The sequence below is a fragment of the Mesorhizobium sp. M0761 genome (assembly GCF_040320205.1).
Lineage (GTDB): Bacteria > Pseudomonadota > Alphaproteobacteria > Rhizobiales > Rhizobiaceae > Mesorhizobium.
This window is the reverse complement of the sequence record NZ_JAMYPF010000022.1, coordinates 1-20862: the sequence shown is the minus strand read 5'-3', so window position 1 is coordinate 20862 and position 20862 is coordinate 1. Positions and strand designations below refer to the sequence as shown.

Below are 20862 nucleotides of genomic sequence, written 5' to 3'. Positions count from 1 at the left end.
GCCAGCAACTGACTGGCGTGGCATCTGGTCCAGCGGCTGCGGCGGCCGGCGCCCGTTCATCCCTTGCGCTGGCCGGAAATGCCGTGATACCTCGCCCGCGAAACTCATCGCGCGGAACCGCCAAAATGTCCTCAGCAATGCCCAAGACAAAAGACGTCAAGAAGGTCGTGCTCGCCTATTCCGGCGGTCTCGACACCTCCATCATCCTGAAATGGCTGCAGACCGAGCTCGGCGCCGAAGTCGTCACCTTCACCGCCGATCTCGGCCAGGGCGGCGAATTGGAGCCGGCGCGCAAGAAGGCCGAGATGATGGGCATCAAGGACATCCGCGTCGTCGATGTGCGCGAGGAATTCGTCGCCGACTTCGTCTTCCCGATGTTTCGCGCCAATGCCGTCTATGAAGGCACCTACCTGCTCGGCACCTCGATCGCCCGGCCGCTGATCTCCAAACACCTGGTCGAGATCGCCCAGGAGGTCGGCGCCGATGCTATTGCGCATGGCGCCACCGGCAAGGGCAACGACCAGGTCCGTTTCGAGCTTTCCGCCTATGCGCTGAACCCCGACATCAAGGTCATCGCGCCGTGGCGGGACTGGTCGTTCAAGTCGCGCACCGACCTGATCAACTTCGCCGAGCAGCACCAGATCCCGGTGGCGAAGGACAAAAGAGGCGAGGCGCCCTTCTCGGTCGACGCCAACCTCCTGCACTCGTCCTCCGAGGGCAAAGTGCTGGAAGACCCGTGGAGCGAGCCGCCGGAATTCGTCCATCAGCGCACCGTCTCGCCGATGGACGCGCCGAACAAGGTCACCGAGATCGAGATCGAATTTTTGAAGGGCGATCCGATTGCGCTGAACGGCAAGAAACTGTCGCCGGCCGCCATGCTGACGGCGCTTAACGATCTCGGCCGCGACAATGGCGTCGGCCGGTTAGACCTGGTCGAGAACCGCTTCGTCGGCATGAAATCGCGCGGCGTCTACGAGACCCCCGGCGGCACCATCCTGATCGTCGCCCACCGCGCCATCGAATCGATCACGCTCGACAGGGGTGCAGGCCACCTCAAGGACGAGTTCATGCCGCGCTACGCCGAGCTGATCTACAACGGCTTCTGGTTCTCGCCCGAGCGGCTGATGCTACAGGCGATGATCGACAAGAGCCAGGAGGACGTCGAAGGCACGGTGCGCCTGAAACTCTACAAGGGCAATGTCATGGTCACCGGCCGCAAATCCAAGAAGACGCTCTATTCCGACGCGCTGGTCACCTTCGAGGATGACCGCGGCGCCTACGACCAGAAGGACGCCGCCGGCTTCATCCGCCTCAACGCGCTGCGGCTGAGGACGCTGGCCGCGCGCAACCGCAAGGGTTGAGCCCAACTACTATTCCAGGAAAACCCGGCGGAGATGCCTGGTTTTATTTGCGCCCAACTATTGCAAAAGACGTACCCGCCTTTTAATGCTTGATATTTGCGCAGCCGTATCTAGCCTCTCATCATGATCGATGGGGGCATTTGACAATGAAGCCGTGGTTTTTAGTGTTGCCTGCAATGGCCGCCATGCTTGCCGGTTGCCAAACCGGACAGGAGCAAGTGAGTGAGTATCCCAAGGCGGCGTACGAGCGCTGCATCATCAAGGTGGCCATATCGAACATATCGGCCAAACACGAGATCGCCGCTTTCATGGGCGTTTCCCTGGAACGCATGCCGCCTTTGCTATGCCGGCGCCTTGTCGATGCCATGAAGAGCGGCCGGCTGACCTTCTCCGACATAAACCGCCTCCAGTTCGACCAGTCCACGGACATCTGGAAGGTCATCAAAGGCGATTGACAGCGGTCCGATCTAAATTACGTGCTGGGCAGAGGAAGTTCGACAATGAAGACCAGTATTTTTCTCTTGCTTTCGGCCGCAATCGTCTTTGGCGGATCGCAGGCCCTGGCAGCACCGCAGTTGCGCACCTGCAAAAGTTTTGACGGCCCCTTCCAGATTCCCGCGTCCCAGAAATGCCCGTTAAGCGGCTACGCGCATTCCGACCAACCGACCTCGGTGGACATTAAAGGCAGGCCAAAGGCTGCCACGCGCGCCAAGACGAAACGGGCGTCCAACTTGCGTAGCTGCAATGGTTTTGACGGCCCCTTCCAGATTCCCGCGTCCCAGAAATGCCCGTTAAGCGGCTACGCGCACGCGGACCAACCGACAGGAGTGGACATTAAGGGCAGGTCAAGGGCGAAAGCCACCGCGCCGCGAACGTCCAAGTACCGCAACTGCAGCGGTGTCGATGGCGCCTTCCAGGTTCCCATCTCCCAAAAATGCCCGTTGAGCGGCTACGCGCATTATTGAGAGCAGTGTGCAGGAGTCGTTTCGAGCGATTGGATTCTGACGTTCTCATTAACAAAGAGCCCGGCACATGGCCGGGCTCTCCATCGAATAGAGGTTTCTATCAGCTGCCGTCGATCGCGTCGGCGATCTGGGCGATGGCCTGCTGGTAGACGCTGGCGGAATTCCAGCCGGCGATGGCCCCCATATTCGCACTCGCGCTCGCACCCGCCCGCCAGCCATGAGCCTTGAGAAAGTTGGCCGTCGAAGCCAAGGCCGTCGCCTTGTCGCGCAGATTTCCGTTGCCGACGCCATACTTCAGGACATTGCCGGGCAGGAACTGCGTATGGCCGATCTCGCCATGCGCAGCGCCGACCGACGAGGCGCTGAGCGCGCCGCGATCGACCAGCTTCAGCGCCGCAATGGCGTGCGGGTAAAAGAACCCCGGGCGACGGCAATCATAGGCAAGTGTCAGAATTGCGGAGACGGTGTTCTGGTTGCCAAGGGAGGCTCCGAAGCCGGTTTCCATGCCCCAGATGGCCAGCAACACGCCCGGCGACACGCCGTAATTGCTCTCGATCCTGTCGAACATCGCCGCATTCGACTTCTTCAGCGCACGGCCCCTGGAAATGATCGCAGCTCCGCCACGGCGCTTCATGAAGGCGTCCACCGAACCGCTGAACGCCTTGTGGATGGCGCGGTCGACGGAGATTGTCTTTGTCGCGTAGCTGGCACCGGCCAGAGCAGCCAGACCCTTCCCACCAACACCTTCGGACCTGGCCTGCGCGGCAAAGTCCTGCTTCCACGCTTCGAAGCCCGCGCCGGTCCTGCCGCAGCTGGCCGCCGCCTGCGCGCCCGTCGCCAGCGCGAGTACCGCGACCACCGCGGCAGCAATAATCTTTCCCTTGGCAAGCAATGCCATGCTTTCTCTCCTGATTGCCTGAATCACGTCCCGGTTGCGAACTTGCCAGCGAAACGCGCCATTGTCACCGTACCCCCGGCGCTACCCTGGCCAATGCAGCGGAATTTGCTTACGATCAAGTGCTTATTGTGGCCGAAACGCCCGGCGCCGGGCAGGCGAATTCGCTGCTCGGGTAAAAAGAGGTGGCGGGGGCATGGAACGGCGGCCCGTGGCGGGCGTTTGGGCGAGGCGCCGCTCCGCACCATATTCCTCCTCTGACGCCATACGCCAACGCCTGACGCATCGAGATCGACATGAAACTGTTCGACTGCCCGCATTGCGGCCACCGCCTCTACTTCGAGAATGCGCAGTGCCTGAATTGCGGGAGTCTCGTGCTTTACGATCCCGAGCATGCGCGCTTTGCCTTGACTGATGTCGACGGCATCTTCCACTGCACCAATGCGGATGAATGCGCCTGCAACTGGATGGCCGAACCGGGCCATACCTACTGCCGCGCCTGCGTGCTGAACCAGCTGATCCCCGACCTCTCCGTCGACGGCAACCGCCGCCGCTGGATTCGCGTCGAGGCGGCCAAGAAGCGCGCCGTCTATTCGCTGCTCGCCTTCGGCCTTCCGGTAGCGCCCAAGCACAACCCCGGCGATGAAATCGGCCTCGCCTTCGACTTCATTGCCGATCCGATCGGCGGCGGTCCCGGCGGCGAACGCATCCTTACCGGCCACGACAACGGCCTGATCACGCTCAACGTCGCCGAGGCGGACTCGGCCGAGCGCGAGCGGCGGCGCGTCGAGATGGGCGAAAATTACCGCACGCTGCTTGGTCATTTCCGTCATGAGCTTGGCCATTACTACTGGGACCGGCTGATCCGCGACGTGCCGCAACGGCTCGAAGCCTTCCGGGCGCTGTTCGGCGACGAACGCCCGGACTACGAGCAGGCGCTGAAGGCCTATTACGCCAATGGCGCTGCGCCCGACTGGCAGCAGAACCACATCTCCGCCTATGCGACGTCGCATCCATGGGAGGACTGGGCCGAGACCTGGGCGCACCATCTCCACATCACCGACACGCTGGAGATGGTGCACGCGCTGAATTTTCCACTCGGCCAGCTTGAGACGATGGAGACCAATGTGCTGCCGCAAGGCGACACCGGCGGCCGGTTGCAGGCGGCGCCCGCGGAACCCAACGCCGTGCCCGAGCCGTTCGGAAAGATTCTCGCCCGCTGGCTGGTACTCTCGGAAGCCTCAAACTCGATCAACCGCTGCATGGGCCTGCCCGACCTCTATCCCTTCGTCATTTCGGACGTGACGGCGCAGAAACTCAGCTTCGTGCATGAGCTTTTGACCGGTTTGCCGAAAGAAACCGGAACAAATCGTGAGCTGGCGTCGGTATTTTAGCCGGAACGCATGCGCTCTGGTTTCGTTGGGTGTCGCGAGGGACCATGAAAGGGAGAGAAACCATGAGACGCATATTGTTTCCGGCCGTCGCCGGGGCGCTTGTCGCGATGTCGGGTGCGGCACTCGCCGATACCGCCGTCTCGGCCGTCACCGATCTTAATGTGCGCGCCGGCCCCGGCCCGCAATATCCCGTGATCGGCGTGCTCGCCGCCGGCCAGTCGGCGACGCTCAATGGCTGCATCGAAAACAGCAAATGGTGCACCATTGCCGAAGCCGGAGGCCAGGGCTGGGTCTATTCCGACTATGTCACGGCCGATTTCGGCGGCAACCGGGTCGTTCTGACACGCCGCCCCGCCGACGCCGCCATCACCGTGGTTACACCGCCGCAGGATGATTATCCCGATACCTATACCGGTGCGATTCTGTCCGACGACGGCCCCGTCGACGCCATCGACAGGCCACCGGCGGAAGTCGGCACCTATGTCAGCACGCACCGGCTCGATCCTGTCTATCTCGAGGGCGAGGTGGTGACCGGTGCTACCTTGCCCGACACGGTCGAACTACGCGAAATCCCCGACTACCGCTACCGCTACGTCTATGTGAATGGCCAGCAGGCGCTGGTCGACCCGCAGACACGGCGCATCATGTACGTCGTGCGCTGATTTTGCCTGGAAAGAATGACAAGTGAACTCGTGCCGCCCTCCTGCCGAGGCTGAGGGCGGCACAAGGGTCGCTGAACAGCAGCAATTGCGCGAGAGCCAACGATCCCCTAGATCATGCGACCCGATGCGTTCGGCAGAGGAACTCGCGTGATATCAGATCCAGCCGCCTTCGAGCGCTATAGCAACACGGCCACCGAAAAGACGAACCTGCCGCGGCTGATAATTGGAACGGCAGTCGTCGTCCTGTTCTGGGTGGCGATCACCCTGGTTGTGGTGCTTGGCGGCACCTATGTCGCGATCGTCTGGCATGTATTGCCGGACGATCCGCGCGGGCCGCTTCAGGGCTTTCTGGCCTCGCCCATCGGCATACTCACCGCACTCACCTCGTTTACCGGCATCTGGCTCGGCCTCTGGCTTGCCATGCGTTTCGTCCATGGCGAGCCGCTCTCGGCGCTTTTCGGTGCCAGCCGCCGCGTGTCCTTGTCGGGCTTCCTCAAGGGCTTGGTCGCGGTGCTGATCACATCGGCGCTTTCCGAAATCCTGCTCTACTGGCTACAGCCCGAAATCGCCCGCGGCACGATCAACCTGTCGACCTGGCTGCTGTTCCTGCTCCCGATCGTGGCGCTGACCCTGCTGCAGACCTCGTCCGAGGAGATGCTGTTTCGCGGCTATCTGCTGCGCGGCCTGGCCAAGCGCTTCGAGAGCCCTTACGTGTGGGCGCTATTGCCCGCTTTGCTGTTCACCTCCTTGCATTGGAGCCCGGGCTCGACCCCCGCCATCAACGCCTGCGTGCTGGCCTCGATCGCCGCGTTCGCCTTGCTGTTGACGCTGGTGGTTTATGTCACCGGCAATCTCGGCGCCGCCTTCGGCGCCCATCTCGGCAACAATCTCACCGGCTTCCTGCTGATCTCGCATCAGGAGAACTACAATTCCTTCGCCCTGTTCAACGCCAAGCCGCTGGAAGGTCCGGACTGGACGACGACGGATGCCGTCATCATCGCCGCCATCGGTATCGTCTGCACCTTGCTGACGATCCTGCTGCTTCTGCACCCGCGCTCGCCGCTGAAGGTTACGGCCGACCCTCGGGATGCAGGGTGAACTAAACAGGGACCGATCCAGAGATCGGCAAGCCGCCCTTGTCTTGACTCTTCGGCCGATTTCCTGTCTACAGCCCCGAAATCCGCGACGAGTATCCCTCCGAGCAAGCCGACCAGGACGCCAAAACCTTTTGAGGTGGGTGCTGTAAACAGATCCTGGAGGCCAACACCCGGCAGCGCTGAGCGCCCCCGGGTGCTTTTTGGTTTTGAGCTTTGCTTGGATGAGCGGCGCGAACGCACTACCTCTCGGGCACCATCGGGGTGCCTGAGAAAAAGGAAACGGAATGTTTAACTCGTTGCAGGAGCGCACAAGAGGCGTGGAGGGCCATCGGCCCGACAGGGATCACCATGAATCCAAGGCGCTCTCGCGCGGCGGGTTGACCAATGTTTGAATCACTTCAGGAGCGCCTTGGCTCCATCCTGAACGGCCTGACCGGCCGCGGCGCGCTGTCGGAGGCTGATGTCTCCGCGGCGTTGCGCGAGGTGCGCCGTGCGCTGCTCGAAGCCGACGTTGCGCTGGAAGTGGTGCGTTCCTTCACCGACAAGGTGCGCGAGAAGGCCGTCGGCGCGGCTGTCGTAAAGTCGATCAAGCCCGGGCAGATGGTCGTCAAGATCGTCCATGACGAGCTGGTCGACATGCTCGGCGCTGAGGGCGTCGCCATCGACCTCAATGCGCCGGCGCCGGTCGTCATCATGATGGTCGGCCTGCAGGGCTCCGGCAAGACGACGAGCTCGGCCAAGATCGCCAAGCGCCTGACCGAGCGCCAGAACAAGAAGGTTCTGATGGCCTCGCTCGACACGCGGCGGCCCGCGGCGCAAGAGCAGCTGCGCCAGCTCGGCGAGCAGGTCAAAGTCGCGACCCTGCCTGTCATTGCGGGCCAGAACCCGGTCGACATCGCCAGGCGCGCCGTCCAGGCAGCCAAGCTCGGCGGTCACGACGTCGTCATCCTCGACACCGCCGGCCGCACCCATATCGATGAGCCGCTGATGGTGGAGATGGCCGACATCAAGAAGATGTCGAGCCCGCACGAAATCCTGCTGGTCGCGGATTCGCTGACCGGCCAGGACGCCGTCAACCTTGCCAAAAGCTTCGACGAGCGCGTCGGCATCACCGGCCTGGTGCTGACTCGCATGGACGGCGACGGCCGTGGCGGTGCCGCGCTTTCGATGCGCGCCGTCACCGGCAAGCCGATCAAGCTGATCGGCACCGGCGAAAAGATGGACGGGCTGGAGGAATTCCACCCCAAGCGTATTGCAGACCGCATCCTCGGCATGGGCGACATCGTCTCGCTGGTCGAAAAGGCCGCCGAAAACATCGACGCCGAGCAGGCGGCGGCGATGGCCAAGAAGATGCAGTCGGGCAAGTTCGACCTGAACGACCTTGCCGGCCAGCTTCAGCAGATGTCGAAAATGGGCGGCATGGGCGGCATCATGGGCATGATGCCCGGCATGGGCAAAATGAAGGACCAGATGGCGGCCGCCGGCCTCGACGACAAGATGTTCGGCCGCCAACTCGCCATCATCTCGTCGATGACCAAGGCCGAGCGCGCCAATCCGGACATGCTGAAACATTCGCGCAAGAAGCGCATCGCCGCCGGCTCCGGCACCGATGCGGCCGAGATCAACAAGCTCTTGAAGATGCATCGCGGCATGGCCGACATGATGAAGGCGATGGGCGGCAAGGGCAAAGGCGGCGGCCTGATGCGCGGCATGATGGGCGGCCTTGCCTCCAAGATGGGCCTCGGCGGCATGATGCCGGGCGGCCCCGGGGGCATGATGGGCGGCGGCATGCCCGACCTCTCCAAGATGGATCCCAAGCAGCTCGAAGCCTTGCAGAAGCAGATGCCCGGTCTTGGCGGCATGAAGGGCCTGCCCACCCCGAGCGGCGGTGGCCTGCCCGGTCTGCCCGGCGGCATGAAGCTTCCCGGCCTTGGCGGCGGTGGTCTGCCCGGTCTCGGAAAGAAGAAGTGAGGACGCTATGAACGAAGAAAAAGACATGGCCGACGCACGCACCATCCTGGCCGGCTATCGCGCCTCGATCGACAACATCGACGCCGCCCTTATCCATATGCTGGCCGAGCGCTTCCGCTGCACCAAGGCGGTCGGCGTGCTCAAGGCCGAGCATGGCCTGCCGCCCGCCGACCCGGCGCGCGAGCAGGAGCAGATCACCCGCCTTCGCCAGTTGGCGAAGGACGCCCATCTCGACCCCGATTTCGCGGAAAAATTCCTCAACTTCGTCGTCCGCGAAGTGATCCGCCATCACGAGCAGATCGCCGCGTCCAACGGCGCAAGCAAAACCGGCTAACAAAGTGCATGTCGCCCAAAAGTGCGCAGCGGTTTTGGGACAACGACCTGCACCAGACAAAGCCATTAACCCAACACTGACATCAGAAATTTTAGGAGAAATGAAATGCCCTTGAAGATCAGACTGGCCCGTGCGGGCTCGAAGAAGCGCCCTTACTACCACGTCGTCATTGCCGACGCCCGTTCGCCGCGCGACGGCCGGTTCATCGAGTCGATCGGCTCGTGGAACCCGCTGCTGCCCAAGGACGGCGAGCGCGTCAAGGTCGACGCCGACCGCGTCAAGCATTGGCTGTCGCACGGCGCCCAGCCGACCGACCGCGTGCTGCGCTTCCTCGATGAGGCCGGCCTCCTCAAGCGCGAAGCCCGCTCCAACCCGAAGAAGGCCGAGCCCGGCAAGAAGGCGCAGGAACGCGCCTCTCTGCTGAAGAAGGCCCAGGAAGACGCTGCCGCCGCCGTTGCCGCCGCTGCTGCAGCCCCGGCCGAAGCGGAAGCCGCCACCGCCGAATAAGCATCGCGTCATCGCATCGACAAAACGGCGGGCCTGTGCCCGCCGTTTTGCTAATGTGCGGCGATGTCATATGCGTTCGAACGAAAGATGACTGAGCGGACCGTCACGGAAGAGACCCTTTTCGGCGGCGTAGCCGGAACGCTGTTGCGATGCGCCGGCGCCACGACAGGCGTCGTCGTGCTCAGCGGATCGAGCGGCCGCATCGACGTCACCCGCGCCCGGCTCTTTGCCAAGGAAGGAGCATCCGCTCTCGCGCTGCAATGGTTTGGCGGCGAAGGTCAGGTGCCCGGCATTTGCGAGATCCCGCTCGAAACGTTTTTCGCGGCGACCGACTATCTTGTCCAGATGGGATGCCGGCGCATCGTCTATGTCGGGACCTCGAAAGGCGCCGAGGCCTCCCTGCTTGCGGCGGCTCACGATCCACGCATCGGCCTCGTGGTTGCGATCAGCCCGACATCGGTGGTCTGGGGCAATATCGGGCCGGGCCGCGACGGCGTCAGCTGGCCGGAACGATCGTCGTGGACGCTCGAGGGGATTCCTTTGCCGTTTGTCCCAAGCAATCCCGCTTGGAACGCTGAGTATGTCGATGGTCTGGTGTCCTACCGGGGGCTCTTCCTACGTGCCTTGCAAACCTTCAAGGACGCAGCGGCCAAGGCTGCCATTCCCGTCGAAGCTATTTCAGCCGACATTGTTCTGGTTGCGGGCGGCGACGACGCGCTATGGCCATCGCTGGATTTTGCCCAGTCGATCGTTCGGTGTCGCCAGGACACCGCAATGACCACCTGCCTCGTCTCAGTGCCCGACGCCGGCCACCGCATTCTGCTGCCGGGCGAAATCACGCCGCGCTCGAGGCTGCATGCCCATGGCGGCAATGACGACGCCGACACGCGCCTGGGCCGCCTGGCTTGGGAGCATATCCGGGGATTGCTGTAGCGCAGGCAGCCATGGTCCAGCTGCCTTGGGCAACAGCGAAACCGGCGATCTATAGCCGCCGGTTTCCGATGTTGGACCTGGCTGTGTTCAATAACCGTCGGGGCAGCTGGCGATATAGGTGCGCCCGTTGCGGCCGCGGTAGCGACATTGACCGCTTTCGCTGGCACGGCCGATCAGCGCGCCGGCCACGGCGCCGACGGCGCCGCCGACGACGGCGCCCTGAACCGGATCATTTGCCACAGCTGCGCCAACCGCCGCGCCGCCGAGGCCGCCGACCGCGGCACCCTTTTCGGTTTGCGAGCACGCACCCAGTGCGGTCGCCAGTACCAGAATGATCATCGCTTTTTTCATTGTCGTTCCTCTCTCACGCGGATCGCCGTCCTCGCCGCCACGGCTCTAACTCCCAGACAGCTGATTTGATCCCGAAGACGTGAGAGATCCCGGTGCGCGCGCCTGTCACATTCGTAACGACCGCCGCCGAGCTTGTTGAAATGCAGGACGTTTTACCTTTCAGTGGCCTTCTTCAGATTGGCGAGGCCAGCCTCGAAATCCTTGCCGATCAGCGTATCGAAATTCATGAAGAGGCCCAAAAGCTTGGCAATGAAGGGCCGGCTGCCGCGCATTGCCCAGGTGACTGCGGTGGTGTCGCCCGAGGGCTTCAGGGTGAAGTCGACGCTGTTGTTGGCCCGGAACGGCTTCTCGAAGTCAAGCTTCAGCGACACGAGCGAGGATGGCACGGAATTGACGATCTCCATGCGTCCCTTGCCGGCCTTGGCATTGCCTTCCCAGGCGTAGGCGGCGCCCTTGCCGGTATCAGCGCCCGACAGCGTGCGCTTCATCAGCGGGTCGAGCTTTTCGTAGGGTGACCATTCCGGCCAGTGCTTGAAATTGTTGATCAGCGGAAAGATCGCTTCCGGCGCGGCCTTGATGCTGGCGGTGCGGGCGGTGACGAAATCATTCGACCTCGTCGCCGCATAGATGAGCACGGCGGCGATGATGACGACCAGGAGGATGAGAATGGTGCTGAGCATGTTTTCTCCTCGCTTAACGGCTGAACGGGATCAGGGCGCGCACGCTTGGGTCGCGCAGATAGAGACCGCCCCACAGGATGATGCCGAGATAGACGCTAAACAGCGTGTGCGAAAACAACGGGCTGCCGACGCGCATGTTTGTGGCGATGGCGCCGCCGAGATAGCCGGTGAGCAGGATGGCGCCGAGCACCGAGGTGCGGGGCAGCGCATAGAGCGCGGTCGAGATCAGCCCGATAATGCCGAGCGTGCGCGCAACATTGACATCGGCCGGCCAGCCGAGCGGCACCATGGTCTGGGTGACGACATCGAGCGGCGGCAGCTTGATGACGCCGTCGAAGATCATGAACAGGATGATGAGGCCGCTGAGCACGCGGCCGGTCCACAGGGCGCCCGATGAGACGGGCATGGTTTGAGAAATACTCACGGGTGTTCCCTCCTAAGCGGTTCGAGCCGTTTGCCGGCTTCGGACCAAGGACGAGCGATGGGGCGGCGATCCTACAGGGTGCGGATTCTTTTTGGATAGCAGCAAGCAAAAGCCGCTGCGTGGCGATCCTTCACACCCCCCTCTGGCCTGCCGGCCATCTCCCCCGCAAGGGGGGAGATTACACGCTCGACCGCTTCGGCAATGCTCCATGAATGAGCGGAGCATCGAAACCGCCGATCTCCCTGCTTGCGGGGGAGATGCCCGGCAGGGCAGAGGGGGCGCTGTCCCTCCACCTTGACGGACTATCGACATCCACCAGTCACGGCTATTGATAGGGCTGGGCGAGAGACGAGCGAATGGCTGGCGAGACTGATCTGAAAAAGCTGCTGGCGGCGATGACGCCGGAACTGCTTCCCGGCGTCCATGTCTTCGCCACCCTGGTCCCCGGTGCACCGGTTCCCGAGACGCTCAATCCGGTGATGCTGTTTCGCGAGAAGGAGGGCACGACGCTGATCTTGCCCGAAGACCAGGCCGCCGGGCTGCAGTCCGCCTTCCGCTGCCGCATGATCACCCTGAACGTCCACTCCTCGCTGGAAGCCGTCGGCTTCCTCGCCGCCATCACCGCCCGGCTGGCCGCCGCCGGCATGGGCGTCAATCCGGTCTCTGCTTTCTATCATGACCATCTGTTCGTGCCCGCTGAGCGGGCCGAGGAAGCGATGGAGTTATTGCGCCAACTGGCCAAGGATAGCGCCGGCTGAGTATCAAGCGCGACGCACGTAGAGGATATCCGGCAGGCCTTCTTCGTTGGTGGTGCCCTCGCCGAACACCTCGGGGCGAAAGCCATGGCGCTCGTAGAAGCGACGCGCGCCGGTGTTGGCCTGGAAGCAATGCAGTTTGACGATCCGTAGCGCGGCGGTCGCTTGCACCAGCAGCCGGCTGCCGATGCCTTGCCCCGTCCAGGCGGGGTCGAGATAGAGCTGTTCCACCCAATCGCCGCTCAGGGCAATGAAGCCGACAATGCCGGTGCCGGCCTCGGCGACCGTCACCTGCTGCCGGGACAGCACGATCTCGCGGATGAAGGCAAGATCCTCATCCGGCGTGTGGATGACCGGCATCCAGGAGAACGAACCAAGTGCGGCCCGCATGACAATGGCGATGGTCGCGGCATCCAAAGCCGTGGCGGGGCGCAGCACGATTTTGGTGGGATCGTTCAAAGGCTTTTCTCAACAGAGGTCAGCGCTGCCCTCATCCCCCTGCCGGGACCTTCTCCCCGTGAACGGGGAGAAGGAAGGCTTCGGCCGAAGGCCGAGCCCGCGACTGCGGGCCGCCGGCTTTCCGGCGCCCCCGCGGGGGGCCCGCCGCGGCAGCGGCGATACGGCCCGTGAGCGAATAAACTATGCCGCCTTCTTCTTCGGCTGGATCAGGCCGCGCTCGACCAGCAGCTCGGCGATCTGCACCGCGTTCAGCGCCGCGCCCTTGCGCAGATTGTCGGAGACGATCCACATCGACAGGCCGTTGTCGATGGTCGAATCCTCGCGGATGCGCGAGATGAAGGTGGCGTCCTCGCCGGCCGATTCCAGCGGCGTGATGTAGCCGCCATCCTCGCGCTTGTCCAAGACCTGGCAGCCTGGCGCTTCGCGCAGGATATCGCGCGCCTCGTCGGCGGTGATCGGCTTTTCGAACTCGATGTTGACGGCTTCGGAATGGCCGATGAACACCGGCACGCGCACACAGGTCGCCGTCAGCTTGATCTTGGGGTCGAGCATCTTCTTGGTCTCGGCGACCATCTTCCACTCTTCCTTGGTCGAGCCGTCGTCGAGGAAGACGTCGATGTGCGGAATGACGTTGAAGGCGATGCGCTTGGTGAACTTCTTGACCTCGACGCCATCGGCGACGAACACCGCGCGGGTTTGTGTAAAGAGTTCGTCCATGCCTTCCTTGCCGGCGCCGGATACCGATTGATAGGTGGCGACGACGACGCGCTTGATGGTGGCAACATCGTGCAGCGGCTTCAGCGCCACGACCAGCTGCGCCGTCGAGCAGTTCGGATTGGCGATGATGTTCTTGCGGGTGAACAGCGAGATCGCATCCGGGTTCACTTCCGGCACGATCAGCGGCACGTCCTGATCATAGCGGAAGGCCGACGAGTTATCGATGACGACGCAGCCCTGCTTGCCGATCTTCGGCGACCACTCCTTCGAGACGTTGCCGCCGGCCGACATGATGCAGATGTCGGTGTCGGAAAAATCATACTGGTCGAGCGTCTTGACCTTCAGCGAACGGTCGCCGAACGACACTTCGGTGCCCTGGCTGCGCCGCGAGGCCAGCGCCACGACTTCGCTTACCGGAAAGCCGCGCTCTTCCAGTATGTTGAGCATTTCGCGACCCACATTGCCCGTGGCGCCGACTACCGCAACCTTGAAACTCATCAGAAATCTCCTGTCCCTCTCCGCTTGGTTTTTGGAGAAAACCCGCCGGCCAATGCGGGTTTCGTCCCCCGGGCCGGACCCGGGAGAGGGTGGTTAGGCCAAGGGAATCACACCGTTTTGGTGGTGGTTTTGGCCATAGTTTTGCTGGAACGGTAAGACGCGCCAACGCGCCCGGCCCCATGATTGTGGCCGGGGAAGTCGAATGCAAGAAGAGCCATCAGAAGGCCGCGCATCGAAAATGATCCCGTTCGATGCCGGCTTTTACGCGGTTTGCGTCAGGAGTCAATTGCGGCCAGGCACACGCCTGCCCTGTACAATAGCGGCCGCAAGAAGTACGAACGCCCAAATAGTGTTTGGCTGGCGTGCGTCAGCCCCGGCATGTGCTCCATGATGAGCCCAGACCCTGAATTCCGAAAGAGTGAGATGTCCAATTTCGAAGCTATTGTTCCTGCGCTGGCAGAAGCGCTGGAAAAACGCGGCTATACCGAGCTGACGCCAGTGCAGAAGGCCGTGCTGGAGCTCGGCGAGTCCGACGCTCTGGTGTCGGCGCAGACCGGCTCAGGCAAGACCGTCGCCTTCGGCCTCGCTTTGGCGCCGACCCTTCTTGGAAGCGCCGAACGTTTTGACCAGGCTGGCGCACCGCTGGCGCTGGCCGTGGCGCCGACGCGCGAGCTCGCTTTGCAGGTGATGCGCGAATTGCAATGGCTCTACGCGCCGACCGGCGCCACCGTCGCGTCCTGCGTCGGCGGCATGGACATGCGCTCCGAACGGCGCGTGCTGGAGCGCGGCGCCCACATCGTCGTCGGCACGCCCGGCCGCCTGCGCGACCACATCACCCGCAACTCCCTCGACATGTCGGCGCTGAAAGCCGTGGTGCTGGACGAGGCCGACGAGATGCTCGACCTCGGCTTTCGCGAGGACCTCGAATTCATCCTCGATGCCGCACCGGCTCAGCGCCGCACGCTGATGTTTTCGGCCACCGTGCCGCGCTCGATCGCCACGCTGGCGCAAGGCTATCAGCGCGACGCCGTACGCATCTCGGCCGGCGGCGAGGAAAAGCAGCATCTCGATATCGAATACCGGGCGCTGAATGTCGCCTATCCCGACCGCGAGAACGCCATCATCAACGTGCTGCGCTTTTACGAGGCGAAGAACGCGCTGGTGTTCTGCAACACCCGCGCCGCCGTCAATCATCTGACGGCACGCTTCAACAACCGCAATTTTTCCGTCGTCGCACTGTCGGGCGAGCTCAGCCAGAACGAACGCACCCACGCGCTGCAGGCGATGCGCGACGGACGCGCCAAAGTCTGCATCGCCACGGATGTCGCCGCGCGCGGCATCGACCTGCCCAATCTCGAACTGGTCATCCATGCCGATCTGCCGACCAATCCCGAAACGCTGCTGCATCGCAGCGGCCGTACCGGCCGCGCCGGCCGCAAGGGTGTCAGCGCGCTGATCGTGCCCAACGGCGCCCGCAAGCGCACCGAGCGCCTGCTGCAGAATGCAGGGCTGAAGGCGACATGGGCGAGCCCGCCCTCGGCCGACGACGTGATCAAGCGCGATGACGAGCGCATCCTTGCCGATCCAGTCTTCGACGAGCCGGTAGCCGAGGACGAGCGCGGTTTCGTCGACACGCTTCTGGCCAGGCATGGCGCCGAACAGATTGCGGCCGCCTTCGTGCGCCAATGCCGCGCCAGCCGCTCGGCGCCCGAGGAGCTTACGGATGTCGCACCGTTCACGCCTTCGCGTGACAAACCGGCGGGCGAAAAATTCGAGCGCCGCGATGAAGCGCCAAGCCGGCGCGACGACTTCGGCGACAGTGTCTGGTTCTCGCTGTCGATCGGGCGCAAGCAAAATGCCGAGCCGCGCTGGCTGATCCCGATGCTGTGCCGCACCGGCAACATCTCCAAGCGCGAGATCGGCTCCATCAAGATGCAGCAGGATGAGACCTACGTGCAGATCGCGGCCGACTGGGCCGATCGCTTCCTCGCCGCCGTCGGCCCCGACAAGAAATTGCAGGGCAACATTGCGGTGAAGCGCCTGGACGGCACGCCCGACCTGTCGCGGGCCGGCTACCAGGCGCCGAAGCCCGACAAGAAGCCGCATCGCGGCAAGCGCCCGTTCGAGGCGCCGCAAAGCGCACACAAGCCGAAATTCGAGAAGCGGGAACGGCCCCCCGGCGATGCAAAGCCTTGGGCCGGGAAACCGAAATTCGACAAGGCTGGACCGCCGAAGAACAAGAAACCGAAGAAGCGGCCGGTTTGAGGCTCTTATCGGCCAATTACAGATGTAGGCGCTGCCCCTCATTGCCCTGCCGGGCGTTTCTCCCCGTATAGTGACGGGGAGAAAGGGCTGACCGCAGCCTTGGCGCTCTCTTGCAACGTTGGCGATTGGCGGAATCGTCGATAACAGCGACCCCTCTCCCCGCCACTATACGGGGAGAGGATGCCGGCAGGCAGGTGAGGGGCAGCGCCAACGCACCGGAAAATAAAGCAACTCATGCCTGAACCGTTCGCCCTCCATTTCGTCCACCCCCTTGCAGTCCGCCGCAACTTTGAACAGTCTGTGCCTGCACGGGGGCGAGGCTAAATGCGCGGCGAAGTTCTTCACTATGACGAGGCCCAGGGTTTCGGCTTCATCACCGGGGCGGACGGCAACCGCTACACCTTCGCGCGCGAGGATCTGCGCCGTGATACCGTGATCGCGAACGGCGCTGTGGTCGAGTTTCTGCCGGCAAGCGGTCAGGCGCGCGACGTTTTTTCAATCCGCGCCCAGCCCGCCAGTCCCGCCACCGCTGCGCCAGCGGCAAGCGCCGCGCCGCCCAAGGCGGCTGCCGCTTCAGCCGCCCCACAGCATTTCGGCCGCCTGGCGGAAGACGGCGCGGTTCGCGATAGCGGACTGCCGGGTTATTTCTGGCGAGGCGTGACGCGCAACTACATCAACTTCGCCGAACGCGCCCGCCGCAAGGAATTCTGGGGCTACTGCCTGTTCTGGACCGTCAGCTTCATCCTGGTCGGAATTGCCGGCGCCCTCGCCGACCAGGCCGTCGGCAATTTCGATGCCGGCAACTGGCCGATTGTGATGATCGGCGTCTGGGGGCTGTTTTGGCTAGCGACGTTCCTGCCCTGGGTCGGGCTCGTCGTGCGCCGCTTGCACGACATCGGCCTGACCGGCTGGCTGGCAATACCTTACTTCGCAATCACCTTCATGTTCGCTCCGGCTACGCTGATCCTCGCGCTGATACTCGGATTGATCCCGACCCAGGCCCACGAAAACCAGTGGGGGCCGGTGCCTAGAGGAGGCGGAGCCTAGACCCGCACCAAGAAATGAGCAGCCGGCTGTTTGCGGACAGCCGTGCTATAACAATGGCTTAGGTCGCAGCCGGGAAGGCAGCTGCTGTTTTGACCGAACGAACGAAATATTTCTCTTGCCATTTAGTCTGTGCACAGACAATCTGTGCAATCATCAAATCGACGATCGAAAACGGATGATGGAGCCAAGACAAATGTGGACCAACGAGTACACCGCAATTTCCCCCCTTTCGGCGCAGGCCATCTGGAACGCGCTCAAGGCGCTGCACGAAGGCCGCCTCACCTACGAAGGCTCCGATACCTTCGTGCTGCACGGCCCGTTCGCCAAGGGCACCCGCGTCTCTGTAACGCCCGTCGGGCAGGACACCTTCGAATCGACGATCGTCGACCTCGTCGACGCTGTAACCTATGCCGACGAGACCTCGTTCGGCGACACGAAACTGCTGTTCAGGCATACGCTGACGCCGGTCGAGGGTGGCACTCAAGTGACTCATCGCCTCGAGATTTCCGGCCCATCGGCCGCCGAGGTCGGACCAGAGCTCGGGCCGCAGATCAGCGGCGATTTCGACACTTCGATGGCTAAACTGTTCGAGCAGGCAATGGTGTTGGCGAACGGTGGCTGATCAAGGGGATCTGAACACGCGCTTCAGCGGACCATCCGAGAGCCCCGGCTTGCTGCTCTGGCGAACCACCATGCGCTGGCAGCGCGTCATGACGGCGGCGCTGGCCCCGCTTGACCTTACCCATGTCCAGTTCGTGCTGCTGGCTTCGGCGATGTGGCTCGGCCGATATGGCGAGCCGCCCAACCAGGTCCAACTCGCCGCGCAGGCCGGCACCGAGGTGAAGATGACGTCGGACGTCGTCGCCCGGCTTGAGGCAAAGGGACTGATTGTGCGGGACACCGACCCGCGGGATTCCCGCGCCAAGGTGATCCGCGTCTCCACGACGGGGACGGCCGCAGTCCAGCGCGCTATCGTCGCCGTCGAAGCCGCCGACGCTGCTTTTTTCTCAACCGTGGATGAGGCGCAACTCGTCGGCCTGCTGAAACGGCTGGCCGGCGAGATCCGCTGAGTCGGCCGCTAAGCCAGGAACTTGGCGATGATGGCATCGCCCATTGCGACAGTGCCGACTTCGGTCATGCCCTCGGACAAAATATCCTTCGTCCGCAGCCCGTCGTCGAGCACGGCGGCTATTGCGCCTTCGAGCTTGTCGGCCTCATCGACCATGCCGAAGGAATATCGCATGCACATGGCAAACGACGCGATCATGGCGATCGGGTTGGCGATGCCCTGTCCGGCAATGTCGGGCGCCGAGCCATGCACCGGCTCGTACAGCGCCTTGCGCTTCCTGGTCTTCACATCGGGCGCGCCGAGCGAGGCCGACGGCAGCATGCCGATCGATCCGGTCAGCATGGCGGCGATGTCGGACAGCATGTCGCCGAACAGATTGTCGGTGACGATGACGTCGAACTGCTTTGGCCAGCGCACCAGCTGCATGCCGCCGGCATCGGCCAGCATGTGGTCGAGCTTGACGTCGGCATAGCGAGTCTTCTGGGTCTGGGTGACAACCTCGTTCCACAGCACCCCGGATTTCATGACGTTGCGCTTTTCCATCGATGTCACGTGGTTCTTGCGCGTGCGCGCCAGCTCGAAGGCGACGCCGGAAATGCGCTCGATCTCGAACGTGTCGTAGACCTGCGTGTCGATGCCGCGCTTCTGGCCGTTGCCGAGATCGATGATCTGCTTCGGCTCGCCGAAATAGACGCCGCCGGTAAGCTCGCGCACGATCAATATGTCGAGGCCCTCGACGACTTCCTGCTTCAGCGAGGACGACGCGGCCAGCGCCGGATAGCAGATGGCGGGCCGGAGATTGGCGAACAGCTCCATATCCTTGCGCAGCCGTAGCAACCCGGCCTCGGGACGCACCTCGTAAGGCACCTTGTCCCATTTCGGCCCGCCGACGGCGCCGAACAGCACGGCGTCCGCAGCCATCGCCTTTGCCATGTCGGCATCCGAAATCGCCGCGCCATGCGCATCGTAGGCGCAGCCGCCGACCAGACCCTCATCGGTGACGAAATCACTGCCGAGCTTGACGTTCATGGCTGCGATCAGCTTCTTCACCTCGGCCATCGCCTCGGGGCCGATGCCGTCGCCGGCGAGCAGGAGAAGATTTTTCGAAGCCATGGAGAACCGTCCCAACACTGTTTGGAGAAACCGCGGCCTTGCTAAACGCCAAGAGCTTGCGGCGCAAGGGGATGAAGAACGCTACGACGGCGCCCGCCTCTCAGAACGTGGGTTCCTCGCCCTCGACAGAGGAGGGGGAGAGGAACAAATCACTTATGCGACAAAATATTCACCAACCGGCCGAACGGATCGCGCAGATAAAACCGCCGTACGCCCCACGGCTCGTCGGCCGGACCGTATTCGACGGCAAAGCCGGCGGCCTTCATGCCTTGCAGCGCCGCATCGACATCGTCGACCTCGATGGAGAGGTCCGGCACCGGCGTGCCGGAGCCGCCCTGGGCCATGAAGCTGATCTGCACCTGCATCCGTTCGTCGGACCCGTAGGTGACGATCCAGCCCTGATCCATCAGCACATCGAGGCCAAGCACGTCCTGATAGAAGCGTTTCGCCGCCGCCGCGTCCTGCGTCCCGATATTGGCTACGATGCGCCGGACCGTCATGGCTTTGGCCTCCTCAAGCCGTGCGCCGCAGCGCCGTGACTTCGATCTCGATCTTCATTTCCGGCTTGTTGAGCTGGCACACGATCATCGTCGCCGCCGGCCTGATCTCGCCGAAAGCCTCGCCGAGGATGGGGAAGACCACGTCCACGAAGGCCTGGTCGGTGATGTAGTAATGCGCCCGCACCACATCAGCCATGTCGAAGCCGCCATCCCTCAGCGCCTCGGCGATGGTCGCCAGGCAATTGCGCGTCTGCGCCTCCACCGTTTCCGGCATGGTCATCGTCGCATAGTCGTAGCCGGTCGTTCCCGACACGAAGCACCAGTCGCCCTGCACCACCGCGCGCGAATAGCCGGCGGTTTTTTCGAAGGGCGAACCGGTGGAGATGAGTGTGCGCATGGAGCCTCGCTGTGGTTTCGGACACTTTTGCAGGGAAAGGGCCGGCCGGCCATGGGCCAAGTCAGGTGCAAATCTTGGTCGTCGGCGGGACAGCACCCCCCTCTGGCCTGCCGGCCATCTCCCCCTCAAGGGGGGAGATTAGCAGTTCGGACGCCTTTCTCGCTTTCCACATTTGCGATTGGCGAAAGCCAGAGTGACGTCTGATCTCCCCCCTTGAGCGGGAGATGCCCGGCAGGGCAGAGGGGGTGTGACGGATCGCGACGGAACAAGCATGAACACCGAGTGTTCGCCGCGCTGCCGCAAACCCTAGTTCCCCGACTCCTGCGCCTTGTCCATTGCTTCCTTCACATCCGCCGGCCAGTCCGCCACCGGCGGCCAGGCCTGGTGTGACGGATCGCGACGGAACAAGCATGAACACCGAGTGTTCGCCGCGCTGCCGCAAACCCTAGTTCCCCGACTCCTGCGCCT

General features: G+C 63.3%; 24 protein-coding genes. 15 read left to right on the top strand and 9 right to left on the bottom strand.

Annotation, left to right across the window (positions count from 1 at the left end):
• Positions 1-137 precede the first annotated feature (137 nt).
• From NKI32_RS26930 to NKI32_RS26920, 3 genes are all read left to right on the top strand, one after another.
• Positions 138-1361 (top strand): argininosuccinate synthase, encoded by a 1224-nt coding sequence (locus NKI32_RS26930; protein WP_353004515.1) that lies wholly within the window; start codon positions 138-140, stop codon positions 1359-1361.
• 146 nt (positions 1362-1507) lie between these two features.
• On the top strand, positions 1508-1816 hold the full coding sequence (locus NKI32_RS26925) for a hypothetical protein (RefSeq protein ID WP_353004454.1): 309 nt from the start codon (positions 1508-1510) through the stop codon (positions 1814-1816).
• Positions 1817-1861: 45 nt separating this feature from the next.
• Positions 1862-2326, top strand: a complete 465-nt coding sequence (locus NKI32_RS26920; protein WP_353004452.1) for a hypothetical protein — start codon at positions 1862-1864, stop codon at positions 2324-2326.
• A gap of 100 nt (positions 2327-2426) precedes the next feature.
• Here NKI32_RS26920 and NKI32_RS26915 read toward each other — a convergent pair whose 3' ends face one another.
• Positions 2427-3224, bottom strand: a complete 798-nt coding sequence (locus tag NKI32_RS26915) for a lytic murein transglycosylase (RefSeq protein ID WP_353004450.1) — start codon at positions 3222-3224, stop codon at positions 2427-2429.
• A gap of 293 nt (positions 3225-3517) precedes the next feature.
• Here NKI32_RS26915 and NKI32_RS26910 point away from each other — a divergent pair, with 293 nt between their 5' ends.
• The 7 genes from NKI32_RS26910 (at position 3518) to NKI32_RS26880 (ending at position 10119) form a co-directional block, all read left to right on the top strand.
• Entirely contained in the window at positions 3518-4615 is a 1098-nt protein-coding gene (locus NKI32_RS26910; protein WP_353004448.1) for a zinc-binding metallopeptidase family protein, read from the top strand.
• Positions 4616-4677: 62 nt separating this feature from the next.
• The gene (locus NKI32_RS26905) at positions 4678-5277 is read left to right on the top strand and encodes a DUF1236 domain-containing protein (RefSeq protein ID WP_023683834.1); all 600 of its coding nucleotides are present in this window, start codon (positions 4678-4680) and stop codon (positions 5275-5277) included.
• Positions 5278-5424: 147 nt separating this feature from the next.
• A complete protein-coding gene (locus NKI32_RS26900; RefSeq protein ID WP_353004446.1) occupies positions 5425-6375 on the top strand; it encodes a CPBP family intramembrane glutamic endopeptidase in 951 nt (316 codons plus the stop codon).
• 383 nt (positions 6376-6758) lie between these two features.
• Complete coding sequence (gene ffh / locus NKI32_RS26895; RefSeq protein WP_353004444.1) at positions 6759-8345, top strand: signal recognition particle protein; 1587 nt, start codon at positions 6759-6761, stop codon at positions 8343-8345.
• A 7-nt stretch (positions 8346-8352) separates the two neighbouring features.
• On the top strand, positions 8353-8679 hold the full coding sequence (locus NKI32_RS26890) for a chorismate mutase (RefSeq protein WP_023671706.1): 327 nt from the start codon (positions 8353-8355) through the stop codon (positions 8677-8679).
• Positions 8680-8784: 105 nt separating this feature from the next.
• Entirely contained in the window at positions 8785-9186 is a 402-nt protein-coding gene (gene rpsP, locus NKI32_RS26885; RefSeq protein WP_023671705.1) for a 30S ribosomal protein S16, read from the top strand.
• 87 nt (positions 9187-9273) lie between these two features.
• Positions 9274-10119: an acyl-CoA thioester hydrolase/BAAT C-terminal domain-containing protein gene (locus NKI32_RS26880; protein ID WP_023736745.1), complete on the top strand. Its 846-nt coding sequence runs from the start codon at positions 9274-9276 to the stop codon at positions 10117-10119.
• Between the two features lie 87 nt (positions 10120-10206).
• Here NKI32_RS26880 and NKI32_RS26875 read toward each other — a convergent pair whose 3' ends face one another.
• The 3 genes from NKI32_RS26875 to NKI32_RS26865 all read right to left on the bottom strand — a co-directional run bounded on the left by NKI32_RS26875 (position 10207) and on the right by NKI32_RS26865 (position 11574).
• Positions 10207-10470 (bottom strand): YMGG-like glycine zipper-containing protein, encoded by a 264-nt coding sequence (locus NKI32_RS26875; protein WP_023683830.1) that lies wholly within the window; start codon positions 10468-10470, stop codon positions 10207-10209.
• Positions 10471-10622: 152 nt separating this feature from the next.
• Complete coding sequence (locus NKI32_RS26870; protein WP_023742091.1) at positions 10623-11150, bottom strand: SRPBCC family protein; 528 nt, start codon at positions 11148-11150, stop codon at positions 10623-10625.
• Positions 11151-11163: 13 nt separating this feature from the next.
• Entirely contained in the window at positions 11164-11574 is a 411-nt protein-coding gene (locus tag NKI32_RS26865) for a DoxX family protein (protein WP_023687655.1), read from the bottom strand.
• Between the two features lie 356 nt (positions 11575-11930).
• On the opposite strand from NKI32_RS26865, the gene NKI32_RS26860 reads away from it, so the two are divergent.
• A complete protein-coding gene (locus tag NKI32_RS26860) occupies positions 11931-12332 on the top strand; it encodes an ACT domain-containing protein (protein ID WP_352514910.1) in 402 nt (133 codons plus the stop codon).
• 3 nt (positions 12333-12335) lie between these two features.
• Here the strand turns inward: NKI32_RS26860 and NKI32_RS26855 are convergent, their stop codons facing one another.
• Positions 12336-12788, bottom strand: a complete 453-nt coding sequence (locus NKI32_RS26855; RefSeq protein WP_023742090.1) for a GNAT family N-acetyltransferase — start codon at positions 12786-12788, stop codon at positions 12336-12338.
• Positions 12789-12968: 180 nt separating this feature from the next.
• Entirely contained in the window at positions 12969-14003 is a 1035-nt protein-coding gene (locus NKI32_RS26850; RefSeq protein WP_023671698.1) for an aspartate-semialdehyde dehydrogenase, read from the bottom strand.
• Positions 14004-14426: 423 nt separating this feature from the next.
• Here NKI32_RS26850 and NKI32_RS26845 point away from each other — a divergent pair, with 423 nt between their 5' ends.
• From NKI32_RS26845 to NKI32_RS26830, 4 genes are all read left to right on the top strand, one after another.
• Entirely contained in the window at positions 14427-16268 is a 1842-nt protein-coding gene (locus NKI32_RS26845; protein ID WP_023828756.1) for a DEAD/DEAH box helicase, read from the top strand.
• A gap of 324 nt (positions 16269-16592) precedes the next feature.
• The gene (locus NKI32_RS26840) at positions 16593-17315 is read left to right on the top strand and encodes a DUF805 domain-containing protein (protein WP_023730273.1); all 723 of its coding nucleotides are present in this window, start codon (positions 16593-16595) and stop codon (positions 17313-17315) included.
• Positions 17316-17508: 193 nt separating this feature from the next.
• Positions 17509-17937: an SRPBCC family protein gene (locus tag NKI32_RS26835; protein WP_023708789.1), complete on the top strand. Its 429-nt coding sequence runs from the start codon at positions 17509-17511 to the stop codon at positions 17935-17937.
• Positions 17938-18007: 70 nt separating this feature from the next.
• Entirely contained in the window at positions 18008-18385 is a 378-nt protein-coding gene (locus NKI32_RS26830) for a MarR family winged helix-turn-helix transcriptional regulator (protein ID WP_023683823.1), read from the top strand.
• Positions 18386-18393: 8 nt separating this feature from the next.
• Here NKI32_RS26830 and leuB read toward each other — a convergent pair whose 3' ends face one another.
• The 3 genes from leuB to NKI32_RS26815 all read right to left on the bottom strand — a co-directional run bounded on the left by leuB (position 18394) and on the right by NKI32_RS26815 (position 20394).
• Entirely contained in the window at positions 18394-19497 is a 1104-nt protein-coding gene (leuB, locus tag NKI32_RS26825) for a 3-isopropylmalate dehydrogenase (RefSeq protein ID WP_023742087.1), read from the bottom strand.
• Between the two features lie 149 nt (positions 19498-19646).
• Positions 19647-19997, bottom strand: coding sequence for a VOC family protein (locus NKI32_RS26820; protein WP_352596795.1), 351 nt, complete (start codon positions 19995-19997; stop codon positions 19647-19649).
• A 13-nt stretch (positions 19998-20010) separates the two neighbouring features.
• Positions 20011-20394, bottom strand: a complete 384-nt coding sequence (locus NKI32_RS26815) for a RidA family protein (protein ID WP_353004439.1) — start codon at positions 20392-20394, stop codon at positions 20011-20013.
• Positions 20395-20862: the final 468 nt, after the last annotated feature.

Bases quoted from the DNA above. Each gene is read 5' to 3' on its own strand.
- NKI32_RS26930 (WP_353004515.1), top strand. From the start codon at position 138: ATGCCCAAGACAAAAGACGTCAAGAAGGTCGTGCTCGCCTATTCCGGC.
- NKI32_RS26925 (WP_353004454.1), top strand. From the start codon at position 1,508: ATGAAGCCGTGGTTTTTAGTGTTGCCTGCAATGGCCGCCATGCTTGCC.
- NKI32_RS26920 (WP_353004452.1), top strand. From the start codon at position 1,862: ATGAAGACCAGTATTTTTCTCTTGCTTTCGGCCGCAATCGTCTTTGGC.
- NKI32_RS26915 (WP_353004450.1), bottom strand. From the start codon at position 3,224: ATGGCATTGCTTGCCAAGGGAAAGATTATTGCTGCCGCGGTGGTCGCG.
- NKI32_RS26910 (WP_353004448.1), top strand. From the start codon at position 3,518: ATGAAACTGTTCGACTGCCCGCATTGCGGCCACCGCCTCTACTTCGAG.
- NKI32_RS26905 (WP_023683834.1), top strand. From the start codon at position 4,678: ATGAGACGCATATTGTTTCCGGCCGTCGCCGGGGCGCTTGTCGCGATG.
- ffh (WP_353004444.1), top strand. From the start codon at position 6,759: ATGTTTGAATCACTTCAGGAGCGCCTTGGCTCCATCCTGAACGGCCTG.
- NKI32_RS26890 (WP_023671706.1), top strand. From the start codon at position 8,353: ATGAACGAAGAAAAAGACATGGCCGACGCACGCACCATCCTGGCCGGC.
- rpsP (WP_023671705.1), top strand. From the start codon at position 8,785: ATGCCCTTGAAGATCAGACTGGCCCGTGCGGGCTCGAAGAAGCGCCCT.
- NKI32_RS26880 (WP_023736745.1), top strand. From the start codon at position 9,274: ATGACTGAGCGGACCGTCACGGAAGAGACCCTTTTCGGCGGCGTAGCC.
- NKI32_RS26875 (WP_023683830.1), bottom strand. From the start codon at position 10,470: ATGAAAAAAGCGATGATCATTCTGGTACTGGCGACCGCACTGGGTGCG.
- NKI32_RS26870 (WP_023742091.1), bottom strand. From the start codon at position 11,150: ATGCTCAGCACCATTCTCATCCTCCTGGTCGTCATCATCGCCGCCGTG.
- NKI32_RS26860 (WP_352514910.1), top strand. From the start codon at position 11,931: ATGGCTGGCGAGACTGATCTGAAAAAGCTGCTGGCGGCGATGACGCCG.
- NKI32_RS26850 (WP_023671698.1), bottom strand. From the start codon at position 14,003: ATGAGTTTCAAGGTTGCGGTAGTCGGCGCCACGGGCAATGTGGGTCGC.
- NKI32_RS26845 (WP_023828756.1), top strand. From the start codon at position 14,427: ATGTCCAATTTCGAAGCTATTGTTCCTGCGCTGGCAGAAGCGCTGGAA.
- NKI32_RS26840 (WP_023730273.1), top strand. From the start codon at position 16,593: ATGCGCGGCGAAGTTCTTCACTATGACGAGGCCCAGGGTTTCGGCTTC.
- NKI32_RS26835 (WP_023708789.1), top strand. From the start codon at position 17,509: ATGTGGACCAACGAGTACACCGCAATTTCCCCCCTTTCGGCGCAGGCC.
- NKI32_RS26830 (WP_023683823.1), top strand. From the start codon at position 18,008: ATGCGCTGGCAGCGCGTCATGACGGCGGCGCTGGCCCCGCTTGACCTT.
- leuB (WP_023742087.1), bottom strand. From the start codon at position 19,497: ATGGCTTCGAAAAATCTTCTCCTGCTCGCCGGCGACGGCATCGGCCCC.
- NKI32_RS26820 (WP_352596795.1), bottom strand. From the start codon at position 19,997: ATGACGGTCCGGCGCATCGTAGCCAATATCGGGACGCAGGACGCGGCG.
- NKI32_RS26815 (WP_353004439.1), bottom strand. From the start codon at position 20,394: ATGCGCACACTCATCTCCACCGGTTCGCCCTTCGAAAAAACCGCCGGC.